This is a genomic window from Candidatus Wallbacteria bacterium (assembly GCA_028687545.1).
Lineage (GTDB): Bacteria > Muiribacteriota > JAQTZZ01 > JAQTZZ01 > JAQTZZ01 > JAQTZZ01.
On the sequence record JAQTZZ010000007.1, the window covers coordinates 82,257 to 98,448 of the forward strand.

General features: G+C 46.2%; 16 protein-coding genes. 9 read left to right on the forward strand and 7 right to left on the reverse strand.

Features of this window, described 5'->3' with window-relative positions; all coding sequences use genetic code 11:
- Positions 1 to 92: 92 nt before the first annotated feature.
- Genes PHW04_05105 through PHW04_05130 form a run of 6 tightly spaced genes read right to left on the reverse strand, consistent with a single transcriptional unit; the run spans position 93 to position 5,953 of the window.
- Positions 93 to 1,154, reverse strand: coding sequence for a PDDEXK nuclease domain-containing protein (locus tag PHW04_05105; protein MDD2715254.1), 1,062 nt, complete (start codon positions 1,152 to 1,154; stop codon positions 93 to 95).
- A 15-nt stretch (positions 1,155 to 1,169) separates the two neighbouring features.
- The gene (locus tag PHW04_05110; GenBank protein ID MDD2715255.1) at positions 1,170 to 2,375 is read right to left on the reverse strand and encodes a DUF5677 domain-containing protein; all 1,206 of its coding nucleotides are present in this window, start codon (positions 2,373 to 2,375) and stop codon (positions 1,170 to 1,172) included.
- Positions 2,376 to 2,385: 10 nt separating this feature from the next.
- Positions 2,386 to 3,585 carry a restriction endonuclease subunit S gene (locus tag PHW04_05115; GenBank protein ID MDD2715256.1) on the reverse strand — a complete coding sequence of 400 codons (1,200 nt, stop codon included), beginning with the start codon at positions 3,583 to 3,585 and terminating at the stop codon, positions 2,386 to 2,388.
- Between the two features lie 13 nt (positions 3,586 to 3,598).
- Positions 3,599 to 3,760 (reverse strand): hypothetical protein, encoded by a 162-nt coding sequence (locus PHW04_05120; GenBank protein ID MDD2715257.1) that lies wholly within the window; start codon positions 3,758 to 3,760, stop codon positions 3,599 to 3,601.
- A gap of 10 nt (positions 3,761 to 3,770) precedes the next feature.
- Entirely contained in the window at positions 3,771 to 4,346 is a 576-nt protein-coding gene (locus PHW04_05125) for a transposase (GenBank protein MDD2715258.1), read from the reverse strand.
- Positions 4,343 to 5,953: a class I SAM-dependent DNA methyltransferase gene (locus tag PHW04_05130; GenBank protein MDD2715259.1), complete on the reverse strand. Its 1,611-nt coding sequence runs from the start codon at positions 5,951 to 5,953 to the stop codon at positions 4,343 to 4,345. The genes PHW04_05125 and PHW04_05130 overlap by 4 nt, the downstream gene beginning before the upstream one ends.
- Positions 5,954 to 6,089: 136 nt before the next feature.
- Here PHW04_05130 and PHW04_05135 point away from each other — a divergent pair, with 136 nt between their 5' ends.
- From PHW04_05135 to PHW04_05145, 3 genes are read left to right on the forward strand one after another with little or no spacing between them, the layout of a single operon-like run.
- The gene (locus PHW04_05135) at positions 6,090 to 6,914 is read left to right on the forward strand and encodes a helical backbone metal receptor (GenBank protein MDD2715260.1); all 825 of its coding nucleotides are present in this window, start codon (positions 6,090 to 6,092) and stop codon (positions 6,912 to 6,914) included.
- Complete coding sequence (locus tag PHW04_05140; GenBank protein MDD2715261.1) at positions 6,898 to 7,638, forward strand: ABC transporter ATP-binding protein; 741 nt, start codon at positions 6,898 to 6,900, stop codon at positions 7,636 to 7,638. The genes PHW04_05135 and PHW04_05140 overlap by 17 nt, the downstream gene beginning before the upstream one ends.
- A gap of 1 nt (position 7,639) precedes the next feature.
- On the forward strand, positions 7,640 to 8,596 hold the full coding sequence (locus PHW04_05145) for an iron ABC transporter permease (protein ID MDD2715262.1): 957 nt from the start codon (positions 7,640 to 7,642) through the stop codon (positions 8,594 to 8,596).
- Positions 8,597 to 8,679: 83 nt separating this feature from the next.
- On the opposite strand, the gene PHW04_05150 is transcribed toward PHW04_05145, so the two are convergent.
- Entirely contained in the window at positions 8,680 to 9,105 is a 426-nt protein-coding gene (locus PHW04_05150) for a nucleotidyltransferase domain-containing protein (protein ID MDD2715263.1), read from the reverse strand.
- A 113-nt stretch (positions 9,106 to 9,218) separates the two neighbouring features.
- On the opposite strand from PHW04_05150, the gene PHW04_05155 reads away from it, so the two are divergent.
- The 6 genes from PHW04_05155 (at position 9,219) to PHW04_05180 (ending at position 16,164) form a co-directional block, all read left to right on the forward strand.
- Positions 9,219 to 9,950 carry a 2-phosphosulfolactate phosphatase gene (locus PHW04_05155; GenBank protein ID MDD2715264.1) on the forward strand — a complete coding sequence of 244 codons (732 nt, stop codon included), beginning with the start codon at positions 9,219 to 9,221 and terminating at the stop codon, positions 9,948 to 9,950.
- 224 nt (positions 9,951 to 10,174) lie between these two features.
- Complete coding sequence (locus PHW04_05160) at positions 10,175 to 11,425, forward strand: hypothetical protein (protein MDD2715265.1); 1,251 nt, start codon at positions 10,175 to 10,177, stop codon at positions 11,423 to 11,425.
- 149 nt (positions 11,426 to 11,574) lie between these two features.
- Positions 11,575 to 12,444, forward strand: a complete 870-nt coding sequence (locus PHW04_05165) for a hypothetical protein (GenBank protein MDD2715266.1) — start codon at positions 11,575 to 11,577, stop codon at positions 12,442 to 12,444.
- Positions 12,445 to 12,658: 214 nt separating this feature from the next.
- Positions 12,659 to 13,435 carry a hypothetical protein gene (locus tag PHW04_05170; GenBank protein MDD2715267.1) on the forward strand — a complete coding sequence of 259 codons (777 nt, stop codon included), beginning with the start codon at positions 12,659 to 12,661 and terminating at the stop codon, positions 13,433 to 13,435.
- A gap of 124 nt (positions 13,436 to 13,559) precedes the next feature.
- Positions 13,560 to 14,327: a hypothetical protein gene (locus tag PHW04_05175; protein MDD2715268.1), complete on the forward strand. Its 768-nt coding sequence runs from the start codon at positions 13,560 to 13,562 to the stop codon at positions 14,325 to 14,327.
- A 58-nt stretch (positions 14,328 to 14,385) separates the two neighbouring features.
- A complete protein-coding gene (locus tag PHW04_05180; GenBank protein MDD2715269.1) occupies positions 14,386 to 16,164 on the forward strand; it encodes a radical SAM protein in 1,779 nt (592 codons plus the stop codon).
- Positions 16,165 to 16,192 lie beyond the last annotated feature (28 nt).

Consider the following 16,192-nt stretch of genomic DNA (forward strand, 5'->3'; position numbering starts at 1 on the left):
GGTCTAGAGACATAGTTGCATTGAACTTTCCCAGCTCCTTGATTGCCAATTTATCTGTGTCTGATTCTGTAAAACCGGGTATTTGCCCTCCGTTACTTCAAGTCTCCGGTAATCACAGCCAGTTCTTTTTTTAACTCTTTTATCAAATCCTCTTCTTTCGGCAGTTCCAGTTTGTAGCGACTCGCGAAAATCCGTTCGTTTTTTTCGTCCAGGACATATCTGACAACTGTTTCGTTTTTGTCAGTGCACAGGACAATGCCGATTGTGGGGTTATCGTCAGCGGTTCGCATTTCCCGGTCATAGTAATGAACGTACATCATGATCTGCCCAAGATCCGCGTGAGACAGCCTGCTGATTTTCAGATCGATTATGACATAGCATTTCAGTTTGATGTGATAAAACACCAGGTCCGGATAAAAATGGTCGCCTTCCATGGTGATACGCTTCTGTCTGCCAATGAAGGCAAAACCGTTGCCAAGTTCCATCAGGAATTCCTGCAGGTGACTGATCAGAGCTTCTTCCAGCTTGTTTTCCCTAAGCTGGCTCGACTCCGGCAGATCAAGAAATTCCAGGATATACGGGTCTTTGATAATATCGATTGGTTTCTCGATCAACTGGCCGTCAGTTGCCAGCTTCAGCATTCCTTTTTTGTCCCTGCTTTTCAGCAAGCGCTGGAAGAAAAGCGAATTGATCTGGCGTTCGAGCTGCCTGGAACTCCAGCCATTTTTTTCAGCTTCGATTTCGTAAAAGGACCGGGCTTCCGCTTTTTCCACTCGCATGAGCAAACGGTAATGAGTCCATGAAAGCCTCGATGAAAAGCCCGTGCTTCCAGCTGCAGATTCTCCGCGCAGTGCGTGGAGAATTTCAGGAGTGCGTTCCTGGTAACATAGATAGAAATTGCGGAAGTCCCAGAGATTCGATGGAGAAAAGCCCTTCCCAAAATGTTCTGTCAATTTCAATGACAGCTGCTCAATCAGGCGCGTTCCGTAATCGGCCCGTTTATTTCCCTGCTGTTCTTCCAGCAAAATTTCCCTGCCAATCATCCAGTAGGCGATCACCATCTGGCTGTTGACTGTTCTGGTTACATTCGTGCGAGCCTGTTCCAGAATCTCGACTACGCGCTGAAAAAGAGCGGGAATCTGAATTTTTCTCATGGTTTTTTCAGTGCTTCATACTTCTTGCATTCTGTTATTAAATCTCATCTCATCCTCTTCAACTTCCTTTTGAACTCTGCAAAATTCAGTACCTATTTCTGGAGAAAGTTCTTGAATAGCTTGTAGGATCATTAACCTCTCAACACTTGGAGCGTGAGCTATCAATGAAGCGGTTACAATTGATAAAGAGGTTCCAGCATTCTGCCCAGGATCTGCCAGTCCGTAATTACTGGCTCCCGCTAACCCGAGTCCAGAGCAAGTATCCATCTTTCCTAATTTATAGGTCAATCCTCTTGCGCAGCAATGGTTTGCCCAGCAGGATAGTTTGTAAAAAGGACGCCATTTAGATAATTCGATTGCTTTTTCAATAGAGCGGAAGGTAGTGTTTTTTAATACTGGATATGCCCAGCCGTAATCATTTTTAAATTCCGTGCCATACTTTTCATACAGGTTCTTACATAAACATTCCATTTTTTGCATTTCATCGGTAGTTATTTTCTCATAACCAAGTGCATTGCAATGCTCCATATATGAAACCATCTGATCGTAAATTTCAACAAACTCATGTAAAAGAAATTTTTCTGATGTTTCCTGATCTTGATCCAAGAGAAAAGATGATACTACTGCATACTCGTGTAATGTCCGCCATCTTGCCATAGCACCGTCAGAGAAACCGTTCTTTAGCAAGGAGATGATTTCAGCGTAAACAAGACAACTATTTACATGAATTTTCACTAAAGCAGCTAGTTTGAAATCGTTATTTTTTCGGGTATTTTTTAATTCACTTTTGCTAATTTCATTGCCTACTTCGAAAACAATTGAGTAAAGCATTTCTAACAAGTCGATAGGCGCATTCCACTTATTATTCAACCTTTCTAAAAATCCGCTGAAAATATCGTTTTTTCTCTTTTTTTCCACGGGCCATATTTTCTTCACAATTTTCAGAAATTCTTTCCCGTTTTTTTGCAATGAATCAGTAAACTCAGTAAAAAATTCATCACTAACGGATTTTGCAACAACATCTTTTGTGATCATCTTCACAAGTACTGAGCTAATAAATTTTCCTTCAAAATCATTTTTGGATTTTACGTAATTCAGCATAGATTCTTTTAAATCATTTGCATTTCTATTATCTGAGAAAAACTTCCGCAGATTGGCGAAGATTGTATCGTCACTTTCATGTAATACACTTGAATTGATCTCTGAGAAACCATTTTGCATAACTTCTGAACTACCACCCTTTATCTTTTTTTGTATTTTTTACTCTCATCTCACCGTTCATCAATTTCAGCAGTAGTTTATCTCTCATGGTAGACAAGGAAAGGATCTGTATCGAATTGGAAAATATTTTTGAATCGATTGGGCCTGCGAATTTCTCAAAATCATGTATAAAGTTTTCCTCCGGGATAGCTGTATCAATTCCGTTAAACTCATCCTTCCCAATAGAGCCAAAGACAGTTCCTTGCTGTTCGAAGGTATCGAACTCGTGTTTTAAAGAGCGTATTTTATAAAAAGTATAAGAAATAAACTCTTTTTTATGCCTGACAGAGGCAAGTCCTCGACCAATGCAGCAGTCTTCAGCCGCCATGTTAATATCACCTACAGGAGCACGGACACTTACTAATGTATCAAATTTCTTGGCGTATCGTTTTGGTTCAGTGCAGTATAATCTTGTTTGTGGGTATCTAAAGTCAAATTCAGCACGGCCCTGAAAAAAAACAATTCCATTACCGTTTTCATTGTAAGAAGAGCCCGAAGGTGATTGACCCATTGTAATATTCATTTCATCACCCAGTTTCCCCTTCTTCCACCCCGGAGCAGCCTCCTCCACAAACATCTTCCTCCACAGCGCCTCAGCCATTCCTTCCAGTATTTTGTTCTGCCTGTGCAGAAGGTCGATCTTGTCGTCAAGGCTGGAAAGCACACTGGCAATAGCGCGCTGTTCTGATATAGGTGGAAGATAAACTGGTAGATTTCTAATTTGTTCAGATGAGATATTTGCTTGATTAGCGCTACCACCAGCGTTTAAAGCCAAATCAAAGGTCACATCATCTTGCTTTAACAAGTAGTAAAGAAAATCTTCATCCAACACTTGAGAATTTTTAGAGAAAATTTTTCCTACTCGCTGATTAAGTAAAGCTGGAAATGGTTTGTCATATCGGGTTACTTTTCCAACCATTGAAGATGGCTGGTGAATATGAGAGCCAGTCATTGCAATTAAAATGTCATGTTTACCCAAAATAAATTGCTTTAACTTGTTGCTTACTTCAAAAGGATAAAATTGAATATCATCAACTACTAGCTTCCCAGTTGCAACATTCTTGATTTTTATAACAGGTATTCCTCTATCAGAAAAATCTTCCGATTTAAAGGCAAAGCCATTGATAAGCTCTGCCACATCCCCCAACTTGCATTCCTTCCACTCACTCATCCCTGAACCTCTCTCATTTATTCTTCTGTTTTTCGATCTTCAGTACACCACTCAATTGGGAGTTACTGACTCCACAATCTGCTGATAAGGCAATTTGTGCAATTAGGGCAATAGGTTGTTGCCCTAATTGGCCAATAGGGTGTTGGCTGAATACAGGTTCCTTATTGTTTTTCACGGGATTATTATCATTCCTCATTTATTTCATCCCGCATGTTTCCGCTGTCCTGTTCCCAATTCATCGGATTATTGATTATATAATCACGGATGCGGTTCAATTCCGCGTCATCGCGGACAATGTGGTCATAATAGGATTTCTGCCATTGAAAATTCGTAAAACCGGCTTGATGAATTAATTTTGATGTTGTTGTCTTGAATGCACCGATCAATTGCGGTATCGGTTTTATTCGTAGGGAACGGTCGCGACCGTTCCCTACGGGAATGGGATTATCTACGCATTTCCCTACGGGATCATTTGCGTTCATGACAATATGGATAATTCCATGAAAATGATCCGGCATTATTACGTATTCGTCAATTTCGATATGATCAAATTGTTTAAACAACCATTTCCATTGCTGTTCAACGATTTTTCCGGATTCATTCGCCTGTACGGAACGGCCGTGATCGTTTCCTGAGATTATTTTCCCGAATGCATTTTCCCTGTTATGAACACATACAGTTACAAAATACGCGCCAGGTGTTGAATAATCATAGCCTGGGAGACGGTTTGTTTTGCGATCGTGTAATTTATGGATTTTCAATCCTTGATCTCCAATTTCGCCAGATTCTCACGAATCAGATCATTCAGCCTTGTCTCTTCCTTCATCTGCTCTTCAAGTTCAGCCTTCAGTTTCCCGAACCTTTCCACAAAATCAAAATCGTCCTCATCTTCTGGCAGGCCGATAAAGCGGCCAGGAGTGAGCACAAAATCCTTTTCCTGGATTTCAGCGAGGGTTATTGATTTGCAGAATCCTGGGATGTCTTCGTATGCTTTTTTTCCATTGATCCAGTTGTGATAAGTACTGGTTACTTTGTTAATATCTTCATCCGTGAAATCCTTTGTCCTGCGGTTGATCAGATATCCGAGATTTCTAGCGTCTATGAACAGAACGTTATTCTTGCGGTTTTCCTTTTTGCGGGACAGGAACCAGAGGCAGGCCGGGATCTGAGTGTTCAGGAACAGCTTTGCCGGAAGATTGACTATGCAATCCAGAAGGCCAGCCTCGATAATAGCTTTGCGGATTTCGCCTTCACTGTTGGTTTTGGAAGTGAGAGAGCCCTTGGCCAGCACAAAACCGGCCCTGCCATTCTGTGACATGTGATAGATGAAGTGCTGAATCCAGGCGTAATTGGCGTTTCCTGCTGGAGGGATGCCGTATTTCCAGCGGGCGTCGTCTTTCAGGAGCTCTCCGGACCAGTCTGAGTCATTGAACGGCGGATTGGCTATGATGAAGTCTGCTTTCAGGTCCTTGTGCGCGTTGTTCATGAAAGAGCCTTCATTGTTCCACTTGATGTTTGAGCTGTCGATTCCCCGGATAGCCAGGTTCATTTTGGCAAGTCTCCATGTGGTCTGGTTGGACTCCTGCCCGTAAATTGAAATGCGATCCAGCGGGTTGAGTGAAACAGCTGAGCTGCCTTGCCGGTAATGATCCTGATGGGCTTTGATGAACTTCTCGCTCTGGATGAACATTCCACCAGATCCGCAGCAGGGATCGAACACCCGGCCTTCATAAGGCTCCAACATCTCCACCAGCAGCTTGACAACGCTTCTGGGAGTGTAGAACTGACCGCCTTTTTTTCCCTCTGCTAGCGCGAATTGACCCAGGAAATATTCATACACCTGTCCAAGCACATCTTTGCTTTTGGCTTCTTCAGTGCCCAGCGCAATTGTGCCAATCAGGTCGATCAGGCCACCCAGGCTTGCTCGGTCAAGGTTGGGACGTGCGTATACCTTGGGTAGAACTCCTTTGAGCGAAGGGTTCTGATGTTCAATGGCTTCCATGGCTTCATCAACATATCCGCCGATGACCACCTTTTTCCCGTTAGCCAGAATGATCTCTGTCTTCTTTGCATTATCCAGGATCTGCTTCCAGCGTGCTGCAGGAGGCACAAAGAAAACCTTCTCAGCAGTGTATTCGTTCGCATCCTCAGGATCAGAGCCTTCATAGTCGCCTTTCCCCTCAACAAGCCTGGAATGCAGAACCTCGAAGGCATCGGATATGTATTTCAGGAATATGAGCCCCAGCACGACATGCTTGTATTCGGCAGCATCCATGTTTTTCCGCATTTTATCAGCGGACTGCCATAGCGTAGCTTCTATTGATTCCTGCTTATTATTCTTCTTATCTGCTTGTCTGCCTCTAGGCATACTACCTCCAAATTTTCACTCTGCTATTTTATCATATTTTCAGTTATTTTCAAGGGGTTGAAAGGTGTTTTGCCTTTCACCTTGACAGAAAATACTGCTGCCATTATGATTTTGTCATCAACAAACCGGGGGCCCCATGAAAATTCCACTGCTGTTCCTGATTCTCACCACACTATTCCTGTCCGCGTCACCCAGGGTGGTTTCACTGGCTCCCAGCATCACTGAAACGATCGCCTTCATCGGGGCCGAAGACTGCCTGGTTGGCGTCACCACCCATTGCGTCTATCCGGAGCGCGCTCTTAAGCTTCCTAAAATCGGCGGCTATCAGGGAATCAATTATGAGCGCATCATGCTGCTCAAACCTGACCTGGTGATCGGCATTCCTGCGATTCATGACGCACAGGAAAAATTCAGCCGCCTGGGTCTTAATTATTTCGAGATCAAGCAGGATAATATTGACGACATCTTCAAGTCAGTTCTCAAGCTGGGCCGCCTGCTTGACCGCAGGGAGCAGGCTGAACTAAAACTGCTGGAAATGAAAAACGAGATCCGTGAGCTGGCAGTGAAGTCCAGAAGCAGCAGCAAGGTTCTGCTGGTGATAGGGAATCTGCCGGGCGAACTCAAGGATATCTATCTGGCAGGCCCTGACTGCTTCCTGGGTGAATTGCTTAGCCGGCTTGGTTACATCAACGCCTACGAAGGGAATATCGAGTATCCTAAAGTTTCAGTGGAACAGATCCTGAAATCCTCACCTGAACGGATTATTATACTCAGTGAGAAGAACAACCTGAGCGATCAGGAAACAGCGGCGCTCTGCGCCCCCTGGAAATCCCTTAAATTGAAGCATTCTTTCCAGGTGGATGTGCTGCACGGGGAAGAAGTTTTCATACCAGGCCCGCGGCTTCTCACCACCATGAAAAAACTCCAGAAAATCCTGGAATCGAATGCTGCAGGTCAGTGATCTTTCTTTTGCAGGCATCCTCTCTGGAATCAGCTTCCAGGCTGGACCAGGCGAAATTGTAGGCATAGTTGGGGAAAACGGAGCCGGAAAGACCACACTTTTGAAGGCAATTCTGTTCCATAATAAAGAAACTGGCGGCAGCATTTCGATCTGCGGCCGAGAAATTGATACCCTCAGCCGCAGAGTGATAGCCAGGCATTTCGCTTATATTCCCCAGTCTTTTTCGGTAGATTTTGACGTCAGAGTTCAGGATTTCCTCTACCATTCCAGGTACGCTTATGATGAAAACCGCAATTCTTCCGCCCGGAAAATCGAGGAGGCAGCCGAACTCTGCTCAGTCACAGGATTTCTCGAAAAAAATCTCAGACTTTTAAGCGGCGGCGAACGGCAGCGGGTAATGCTGTGCTCAGCTGTAGTTCAGAATGCACCGGTCTGGCTGTGTGATGAACCGACATCCAATCTGGACCCTAAAGCTGAAGCGGATTTTTTCAATCTGCTGGAAAAAATCCGGAAAGAGAGGCAGCTGACAGCTCTGCTGGTTTCCCATAATCTGCAGCAGATCGTCCGTCATTCAGATAAAATCCTGGCCCTGCGGAACGGACGGGTGCTTTACTACGAACCTGCGTCATTCTTCACCGCCGAAATCTTCAGCAATATCTACAACGCTAGATTCACGATGCTGGAACATGGCGGCCGCAAACACATCGTGACAGGTGACGCCTGATTTGAAGCCAAAACTGATTGTCTTTTCCCTGCTGCTTCTCATCCTGTCTCTCTGCTGTTCCATGATCGGCCCGAGACTCGATTTCCACGATGACTATCAGCGCGACATATTCATCAACCTCCGCCTGTCCAGAGTGCTGCTCGCCTTTGCGAGCGGAGCGATCCTTTCGCTCTCGGGCCTCTGCTTCCAGACCCTCTTCAACAATCCCCTGGCCTCACCCTATACACTTGGAGTGGCATCCGGCGCTTCGCTAGGTGCAGCCTTGATGATCAAGCTGGGACTCAATTTTTCCCTGTTCGGAGTCTCTGCGGTTTTCCTGGGAGCTTTCCTGGGTGCGCTCATTTCCATCTTTTTTATTTATGGGCTGAGCCTCTTGAAGAGAAGCGACAGAATGTATGTCCTGCTGCTGTCCGGGATTGCCTTTAATTTTTTTGCCGGCAGCATGCTGATGTTTTTACAGTATCTGGGCGACCTCTCGCAAGCCTATCAGATCCTGCGCTGGACCATGGGCAGCCTTGATTCAGTGGACTTCTCACCCATTCTGCGACTCCTGCCCTGGTTTCTGCTGATCATTTTTTTGATTTTCTATTATTACCGCGAGCTGGACATCCTACTCTTCGGAGAAGAGATGGCCCTGAGTAAAGGAGTGGAAGTGAAGAAAATCCAGCTGCAGTTCTTCTTCCTGACTTCAGTCTCAGTTGGAGCAGTAGTGGCTGTCTGCGGCCCGATCGGATTCGTGGGCCTGATGGTGCCGCACATGGTACGCAGGATGACGGGCTCAGCCCATTTGACTCTTGCCTTTGTGACGATCTTCTTCGGCGGCTTTTTCCTGACATTCTGCGATACTCTCGGCCGGACCATGATGACTAATAACGAAATTCCGGTGGGAATCATCACTGCCCTGCTGGGCGGCCCGTTCTTCCTCTACCTGCTGTTTTCAGGCAGGGAAAAAATGTGAAAGATTATTCTTGCTTCGTTCTGCTGAGTGCATGGACTTTCTCAACTCACCTAGTTCCAAAATTCGCGATTGAATGCAGGCGTCTAAATAATGATCGCATCCCGCCGGAATTCCTCGCAGATGTTCGGGTATTTTTTGTCCAGACCCAGGAATTGCTCTTTGGAAAGCGGGCTGAAGCTGAATGCACCTAATCCGTGTTTCAGTGTCATTTCATAGCATAAATCCGTCAGCTTCGGCACTTCCACTGAGTAATCACATTGATCCAGGAGCACCAGGAAATCCCAGTCTGACAAAGGCTGATGAGTTCCTCTTGCCCTCGAACCCACAAGCCTGATTCCCAGAAGCCGTGTCTGATAGATATTTTTCAGAATCTGTGAAATATCGTCCAGCATGGCCTGCTCGTTCCGGTCAAACCTTATATTTCTTAGGGTTCCTGCTTCTTTGACTGTAATTCCGAAATCAGGCCAGCCTGTTTTTTCGCCATTTAGCATTGCTTTTTCAAGGCCCATAATCTAATTATACAGTAAATCCTGCAGATATGAGGAAAAATCTGAGATTGAGTTGTAATGGATAACAATGTAGATTGTTGATTATCAGTTGAGCATGAACAAGGGAATAAGGAATGTTTACTTCCCAGAATACATTTGATGTGCGTTTCGACTGGGGGCTGAATGGTGTCCTGAATGTCGCTAATCATGGACATGTGGCTGTGATTGTCGATGTGCTTTCCTTTTCCACTTGCGTGGAAATCGCCTGTTCAAGGGGTGCTTTTATTTTGCCTTTTCAATATAAAGACTCGCGGGCAGGAGGATCTGCGAAAAACAAACAGGCTGTTCTGGCTGGAAATCGTGGATCTGGGAATCTGTCACTCTCCCCGGAGTCATTATTGAAAATCGAACCTGGGACACGACTTGTTTTGCCGTCACCCAATGGTTCCACCATTTCCCTTGCCTGCACTGCACCGGTAATTCTGGCAGGGTGCCTGCGGAACGCTGGTGCAGTTGCAAAATACGCTGCAGCTGCGGGAAATCCTGTTTCCGTGATCGCGGCAGCCGAACAATGGCCTGACGGAGCAGTGCGATTCGCATTTGAGGATCGGATCGGGGCAGGTGCGATTATTCATGGCCTTCCAGGTTCCAGGTCGCCCGAAGCGCTGGCCGCCGAATCAGCTTACCTCGCAGCCGAAATCAACTTGTGTGCCCTGTTGGCGGCATGTGCCTCCGGCCGTGAACTGATCGAAAGAGGCTATGCCGAAGATGTTAAACTTGCCGCAGACCTGAACGTCAGCCGCTGCGTTCCTCTGCTTACTGCAGAAACATTTATTAATATAGCTATAGAAAAATCTGCCTCTTAAACCGCATTCGGAGCAATCAGACTTTCATCTCCATATGGTATTGAGAACAGGTCAGATTGTTGTTCTTATTTCACTAATAATTCGACTATCCTGATCGCTTAGTGCCTTCGCAACTCCCGCGGTAATAAAATTGTAACAAAATTGTAACTGGATTAAGTGCTTCATATCGTTATAATAATGATAAGAACCCTAGGAATAAGGGAAGAATTTAGGAGGAAGTAGAAATGAGTAGAGTTGTAGGTCTGATGGTCCTGATGTTAGTGGTTCTCTCGGTTCCAGCATTTGCATCCGACATGGATTTGCGGGTTTTCAATATGGTGCATCAATACTGGAATGCGGTCGACGCCGTTTACAACGGCCAGGCCGACAAAGCCGACACCGCCCTGAACGCTGTGGAAGCCGAAGCCACAGTGATCGCCGAAGAGATCATCGCCGGCATGGAAGCGAAAGATTTCACGCTTTACAAGGAATTTGTAGCCATTTATAACCAGCCTGAGATTCATAAAGCCCCGGAAATGAGGGAACCCCTGAATCTGATCGCCGGCAAAATTTACGAATACCAGATTGCCAGGGATTACACCCCTGACACTTATTTCCCGGGTTTCGGCTATGCTGAGCCTGGATTTGTCTATCGCAAGGGTGAAGAACTCTCCAGGGAAGTCCTCTCTGTATACTGGAAGAAGATCGACAGGATCCTGGAAAAAGGCAAAAAATTCTCACTCCAGCTCGAAGTCGGCGCAGCTGCTTCGTTCGGCGGCAGCGCGGATGTAGTACAGACCGGAACTCCCATCAGCATGAATGTCGACGGACATATCAAGGAAGTAGTGCAGTGCGAAATCACGGTTAAAGAAACCATCCACACCATCTGCACAATCAAGTTCCAGAAAGTCAAAGTGTTTTTCAACCTTTATAAAGCCGAAAAATCCTGGTGGGGCGGACATGGCGACTGGTCAATCTGCGGTAAGACCTATGAGATGCAGGATGAAGAAAGCGGACTTCAGGTAGTCGAAGTTCCCGGTACTGTCAGTGCCAGAGCTGATTACTATCCAGGTTACGGCTATGCGGACCCGGCTTTCAACTACAAGAAGGGCGAAGAGATCAACAGCGAAATTCTCTCAGTCAACTGGAGAAAGATAACCAAGACATTGGAAACCGGCAGCAAAACCCGTGTTCTTCTGGAAGTCGGAGCTGAAGTGCACCTGAGCGCTGGCTTGAGCATTGCAGGAATCGGCGATGCATTCAAAATCGATGTCGGCGGAACCTTCAAGTGGGTGAAAGAGTACGAGATCACTTCCAAGGAATCCACAACATTCGAAGAAACCGTGAAATATCAGCAGGTCAAGACTTGGGTTAAGCTCTATAAGCAGCCCAAGGGTTCAAGCGTCTGGACGGAATGCGGCAAGACTTACGACAGTTTCGAAGAACCAAGCGGACTGCCTGTAGTCGAAATTCCCGGAAACGTAACACCCAAGTAATTCGGAATACCGGCAACAGAAAAAACCCCTCATCCGAGGGGTTTTTAATTTGCCGCGGACTGCCGCCCGGAATTTTAATAATTCGGTTGCCAAAGCATGTATTTCCGGGTAAAATTAAAGCAGAATCAACAGGAGGAGGAGTAAAGTAGATGAAGAAGATCGCAGTACTGGGGTTGTTTCTCGCGCTTCTTTTCGCAGTCAATGCCGCCACGACCAGTGACATGGAACGGCGAGTGTTCAGCATGGTTAATGATTACTGGAAAGCCGTTGATCTGATCAGCAAGAATCCGGAATTGAATCTCACTGCAATGGATAAGGTTAAAGCAGAAGCTGACCTGATCGCAAATGAGATCATCACAGCTTTGGAGAAAGATGATGCGCTTCCTTATTACAATTTCGTGAAATTGTACAACAGGTCCGACATCCGCAAAGCACCTGAATTCACTGCCCCCCTGAATCTGATCGCAGACCAGGTGATAGAGTACAAGAAAGCCAGAGATCTTACGCCAGACAGCTATTTCCCGGGATACGGCTACGCAGACCCGAACTTTGTCTATCGCAGAGGTGAGGAAGCCTCTACTGAAGTGCTTTCAGTCTACTGGAAGAGGATCGAACGCACCCTGGAAGCAGGGAAAAAATTTTCCATGCAGATCGAAGTCGGAGCTTCAGCCCAATTCGGCGGCAGCGCTGACGTAAAGGAAATCGGTCCCAGAGAAACTGTCAACATCGGTGGCAGCATCAAGGAAGTCGTGATGTGCGAAATCACTGTCAAAGACACCATCAAAACACTCTGCACTATAAAATACCAGAATGTGAAGACCTTTTTTAAGCTCTACAAAGCAGAAAAGACCTGGTGGGGCATGAGCCACGGCGACTGGATCGAATGTGGCAAGACCTATCAGATTTTCGACGAAGAGAGCGGACTGCCTGTGGTCGAAGTACCGGGCTCCAACACCCCGCTCAATACGGAAATTCCGGTTGCCCCGAATCCGACCCCGAATCCACCGACACAGCATTAATTCCCTTATCAGACATACCAAAAGCCTCCCAGACGGGAGGCTTTTTTTATTGAGCTCTTACGCTTTAATGAAGCGTTAGAGATCATCATGCCGCGAAATGCCGCAGGCTTTTCACACTCTTTCACACTGTTTCCCCTTGACAATCCTCGGAATCCGGATAAAGTTATGAAAAGTATAGAGAACATAATATGAAAAAGTGGATCCGGGGGATTTCGTGAAAAAAGGTATCTTGATCATTGGATTCTTAGTAACTCTCACTTTCAGCCAGGCCACAGCCGGCGGACTCGAAAACTTCAACAATCTGATAGAGAATTACTGGCAGGCCAAGAACGGTTGCGAGCAAGCTTATGATAAAGCTTGCGCTGCAGCTGATCTGATTGCTGGTAACATTACAGCCAGGCTGGACCTGAATGATGCGTCCCTGTTCCAGGAATTCGTGAGTTATTACAAGAATACAACTGCCAGCGCTCCTGAACTGCGGGAAGCTCTCAATCTGGTAGCTGACAGGGTCGTTGAATACAGAAAATCAAGCAAAGCCACTGCAGGCAAAGACAATGAGGATTTCACCCCTGACACGGTATTTCCAGGCTATGGATATCCTGATCCGGCATACAGCTACAAAATCGGAAGCGAGCAGAACAGGGAGATACTCCAGGAAGTAATCAAGTCAACAGTCAAATGTTTTTCCATCGGCCTGAGCTATACTGTGCTGGTTCGCGAAGGCGTTGAATTCAACCCTGCTGATTATATGCGTGTACAGAAAGTCGGTTCCGAAACTGTGAGCGTTGATAACGGTCAGGAGAGAATGGACAGGTATGCCGTGACCTTCACTAAAAGCATTCAGATCACTTGCAAAACCAGGGTCCTCAAGGTCAAAGTCTGGTCCAAGCTTTTCAGGGCCAAGAAGGGCTGGTTTGGAAGTCTGGGCCAGTGGGAAGAATGCGGCAAGACCTACCAGATCCAGGACGACGCTCAATATTTCATGGAATAGCGCTGTATATATTCTGACGTCCAAGGCGGTGAAAACCTCCTTTTCCATTTCTGCAGCTTTTTGTAACTGGATTAAGCGCGGGCTTCCTCCAATAATTGCCTCAAGAAGTATCAGTGGAGGAAGTATGAAAAAGACAATCGCTTTATTGCTGTTGACAGGGGTACTGGCGTTTCAGGCTGCCGCTTTGGAAATGCCGGACCGGGCTCTGAACAGGCTGATCTCGGAGTACTGGCAGGCTAAAAACGGCTCTGAGCAGGCCTATGACAGCGCTTGTAAAACTGCGGATCAGATCGCAGGAGGGATTATCTCCCAACTCTCGCAGAATGACCAGTCATCTTTCAGGGGATTTAACAAACTGTATCAGGAAACTGTCGTGCAGGCTCCTGAATTGAGAGAAGCATTGAATCTCGTCGCAGACAGGATTATCGAATCTAATAAAGCACAGTCAATCGACAAAGATGAGGATTTCACACCAGACACCCTCTTCCCGGGCTACGGCTATCCTGATCCGGAATATGAATACCGGATCGGCGATGAAATCAGCAGGGAAATGCTCCAGGAAATCACCAAAACTGAAGTCAAGTGCTTTTCAACAGATACTACTTACACCGCTCTTCTGAAAGCAGGCACCAGTTTTCCGGCTGCATTGGGAGTGACGAAAAAGAAAATCGGCACTGAAATCTTCAATCAAGATGCCAATCCTGTCAAAATGGATAAATATCTCATCACTTTCAGCCGCAGCCTGGAACTCACATGCCTCACCAGAGACATGAAGATCAGGATCTGGTTCAAGCTCTTCAGAGCCAAAAAAGGCTGGCTCGGCAACGGCGACTTTGCAGAATGCGGAAAAACCTATCAGATTCAGGACAGCGAACAATATATACTGCAATAAATGGAGACACCTGGACAGCATTGTTTCACCGCAAACAACTATATGATAAAATACAAACATGAAAATCGTACTGGTCACGGTGAATTCACGCTATACCCAGAGTTCCCTGGCCCTGCTCTACCTGGAAGGGATCGCAAAACGCAATTTCCCGGAAGCAATCTGCCTGAGAATGGAATTTCATCTCGGTCAGACCTCTGAGGAGATTGCCTGTGCAATCCTAAGCCAGGAACCTGATCTGGTCGGTTTTTCAGTGTATCTCTGGAACATCGAGCACACGATCAAGATCGCAGATTACCTTAAAATCTCTGAGCCTGAAATCAAACTCCTGGCCGGCGGACCTGAAGTCTCTTTCAACAGTAAAGAATTTCTGGAAACCAACCGCTCTTTTGACTTTCTGATCCGCGGAGAAGGCGAAAATGCTTTTTCTGAATTACTGGCCTCATTCTCAAAAAAAAATGCTTCGTTTTCAGGAATCAATGGTTTGATTTTCCGCTATTCAGAATGCATCATCACCAACCCTGAGAGGGAATCGATGGAGGATCTGGATTCCATTCCCTCTCCCCTGCAGCTTGGCCTGCATGCCAATGACAAGAAATTTCTGCATTATGAAAGCTCGCGCGGCTGCCCTTTTTCCTGCAGCTATTGCCTGAGCTCGATTACCCGCAAGGTCCGTTATTTTTCGCAGTCACGTGTCAGAGCCGATCTGGACGCCTTTTTCGCTTCCCAATTCCAGATGTTGAGATTCGTGGACCGCACATTCAACCTGGACCGCAGCCATTACCATCCGATCTGGGAATACATAGTCAAAAACAGCCCTCCGGACAAGCGCTATCAGTTCGAAATTGATGCCGGACTTTTTGAAGAGACTGACTATGAATTTCTGAGCACAGTTCCATCAGGACTGTTCCAGTTTGAAATCGGAATCCAGACCACTAATCCGGTAGCTCTGCGCCTGTGCAACCGAGCGGATCGGACCGAGAAAATCGTGGCAGCCGTTAAATCCCTTTCCGGAAACTCCGGGCTGCATCTGCATCTGGACTTGATTTCCGGTCTGCCAGGTGATGATTTCCAGAGCTTCCTGAGCACAATAGACAGGATCGCTCTGTTGAATCCCGAAACACTGCAGATTGGCAGGTTGAAAGTCCTGAAAGGCTCTCCACTCTATCTGGAAGCGGAAAATCTTGATCTGCATTTTAATCCGCATCCCCCTTACCAGGTAATCAGAACCCCAGGTTTCAGTCGCTCGGAAATCAGCCTGCTCGAAGAATTTGCCCGTCTGACTGAACTGATCTGCAATTCCGAGCGTTTTCCCACTTTCCTGTCAGCAGTATCTAAATTTCACGGCGGATTCACTGATTTCCTCTCTGAAGTCAATTCCTGCTGGAAAAAAAGCGGATTGAATTATTACGGCATCCCTCTGCAGAAAATATTTTCGTTGCTGTCCGGGCTTTGTCTAAACTGGAGCAATGCGGAAATCTTTCACCAGGCTCTGCTGCATGATTTCATGCTGGGAATCGATTTCAAATCAAGCCCGGATGTTGTTTTCCCGGATCATGCGAAGTATCTCATCCAGCCTGCAGAGATCACGGTCTGCAGCAGCGGAAAAAGCTATCTGCCATTGTCCAGATTGCGGATTTACTGCTTTGACTATGATTTCCTGGACTTTTCGAAGTGCAGACATTACATTTTCTACTGCAGAACTGAAAAAATGAATTTCTTTCTTGGATTTGGCAGTAGCGAATGCGTACCAGAAGGAGACTGTCTGCTGATCAGAGACTGTGAAAAAGGGTTCAGACTGCTGTCTTCAGACCTGTTGAAGGAGAAAAAAGAGAAATGAAGAGAATTTTTAAATACTCCTGATAAAG

What these genes read in the sequence shown, in the direction of transcription:
- PHW04_05105 (MDD2715254.1), bottom strand. Translation starts at nt 1,154, where the DNA reads ATGAGAAAAATTCAGATTCCCGCTCTTTTTCAGCGCGTAGTCGAGATT.
- PHW04_05110 (MDD2715255.1), bottom strand. Translation starts at nt 2,375, where the DNA reads ATGCAAAATGGTTTCTCAGAGATCAATTCAAGTGTATTACATGAAAGT.
- PHW04_05115 (MDD2715256.1), bottom strand. Translation starts at nt 3,585, where the DNA reads ATGAGTGAGTGGAAGGAATGCAAGTTGGGGGATGTGGCAGAGCTTATC.
- PHW04_05130 (MDD2715259.1), bottom strand. Translation starts at nt 5,953, where the DNA reads ATGCCTAGAGGCAGACAAGCAGATAAGAAGAATAATAAGCAGGAATCA.
- PHW04_05135 (MDD2715260.1), top strand. Translation starts at nt 6,090, where the DNA reads ATGAAAATTCCACTGCTGTTCCTGATTCTCACCACACTATTCCTGTCC.
- PHW04_05140 (MDD2715261.1), top strand. Translation starts at nt 6,898, where the DNA reads ATGCTGCAGGTCAGTGATCTTTCTTTTGCAGGCATCCTCTCTGGAATC.
- PHW04_05150 (MDD2715263.1), bottom strand. Translation starts at nt 9,105, where the DNA reads ATGGGCCTTGAAAAAGCAATGCTAAATGGCGAAAAAACAGGCTGGCCT.
- PHW04_05155 (MDD2715264.1), top strand. Translation starts at nt 9,219, where the DNA reads ATGTTTACTTCCCAGAATACATTTGATGTGCGTTTCGACTGGGGGCTG.
- PHW04_05160 (MDD2715265.1), top strand. Translation starts at nt 10,175, where the DNA reads ATGAGTAGAGTTGTAGGTCTGATGGTCCTGATGTTAGTGGTTCTCTCG.
- PHW04_05165 (MDD2715266.1), top strand. Translation starts at nt 11,575, where the DNA reads ATGAAGAAGATCGCAGTACTGGGGTTGTTTCTCGCGCTTCTTTTCGCA.
- PHW04_05175 (MDD2715268.1), top strand. Translation starts at nt 13,560, where the DNA reads ATGAAAAAGACAATCGCTTTATTGCTGTTGACAGGGGTACTGGCGTTT.
- PHW04_05180 (MDD2715269.1), top strand. Translation starts at nt 14,386, where the DNA reads ATGAAAATCGTACTGGTCACGGTGAATTCACGCTATACCCAGAGTTCC.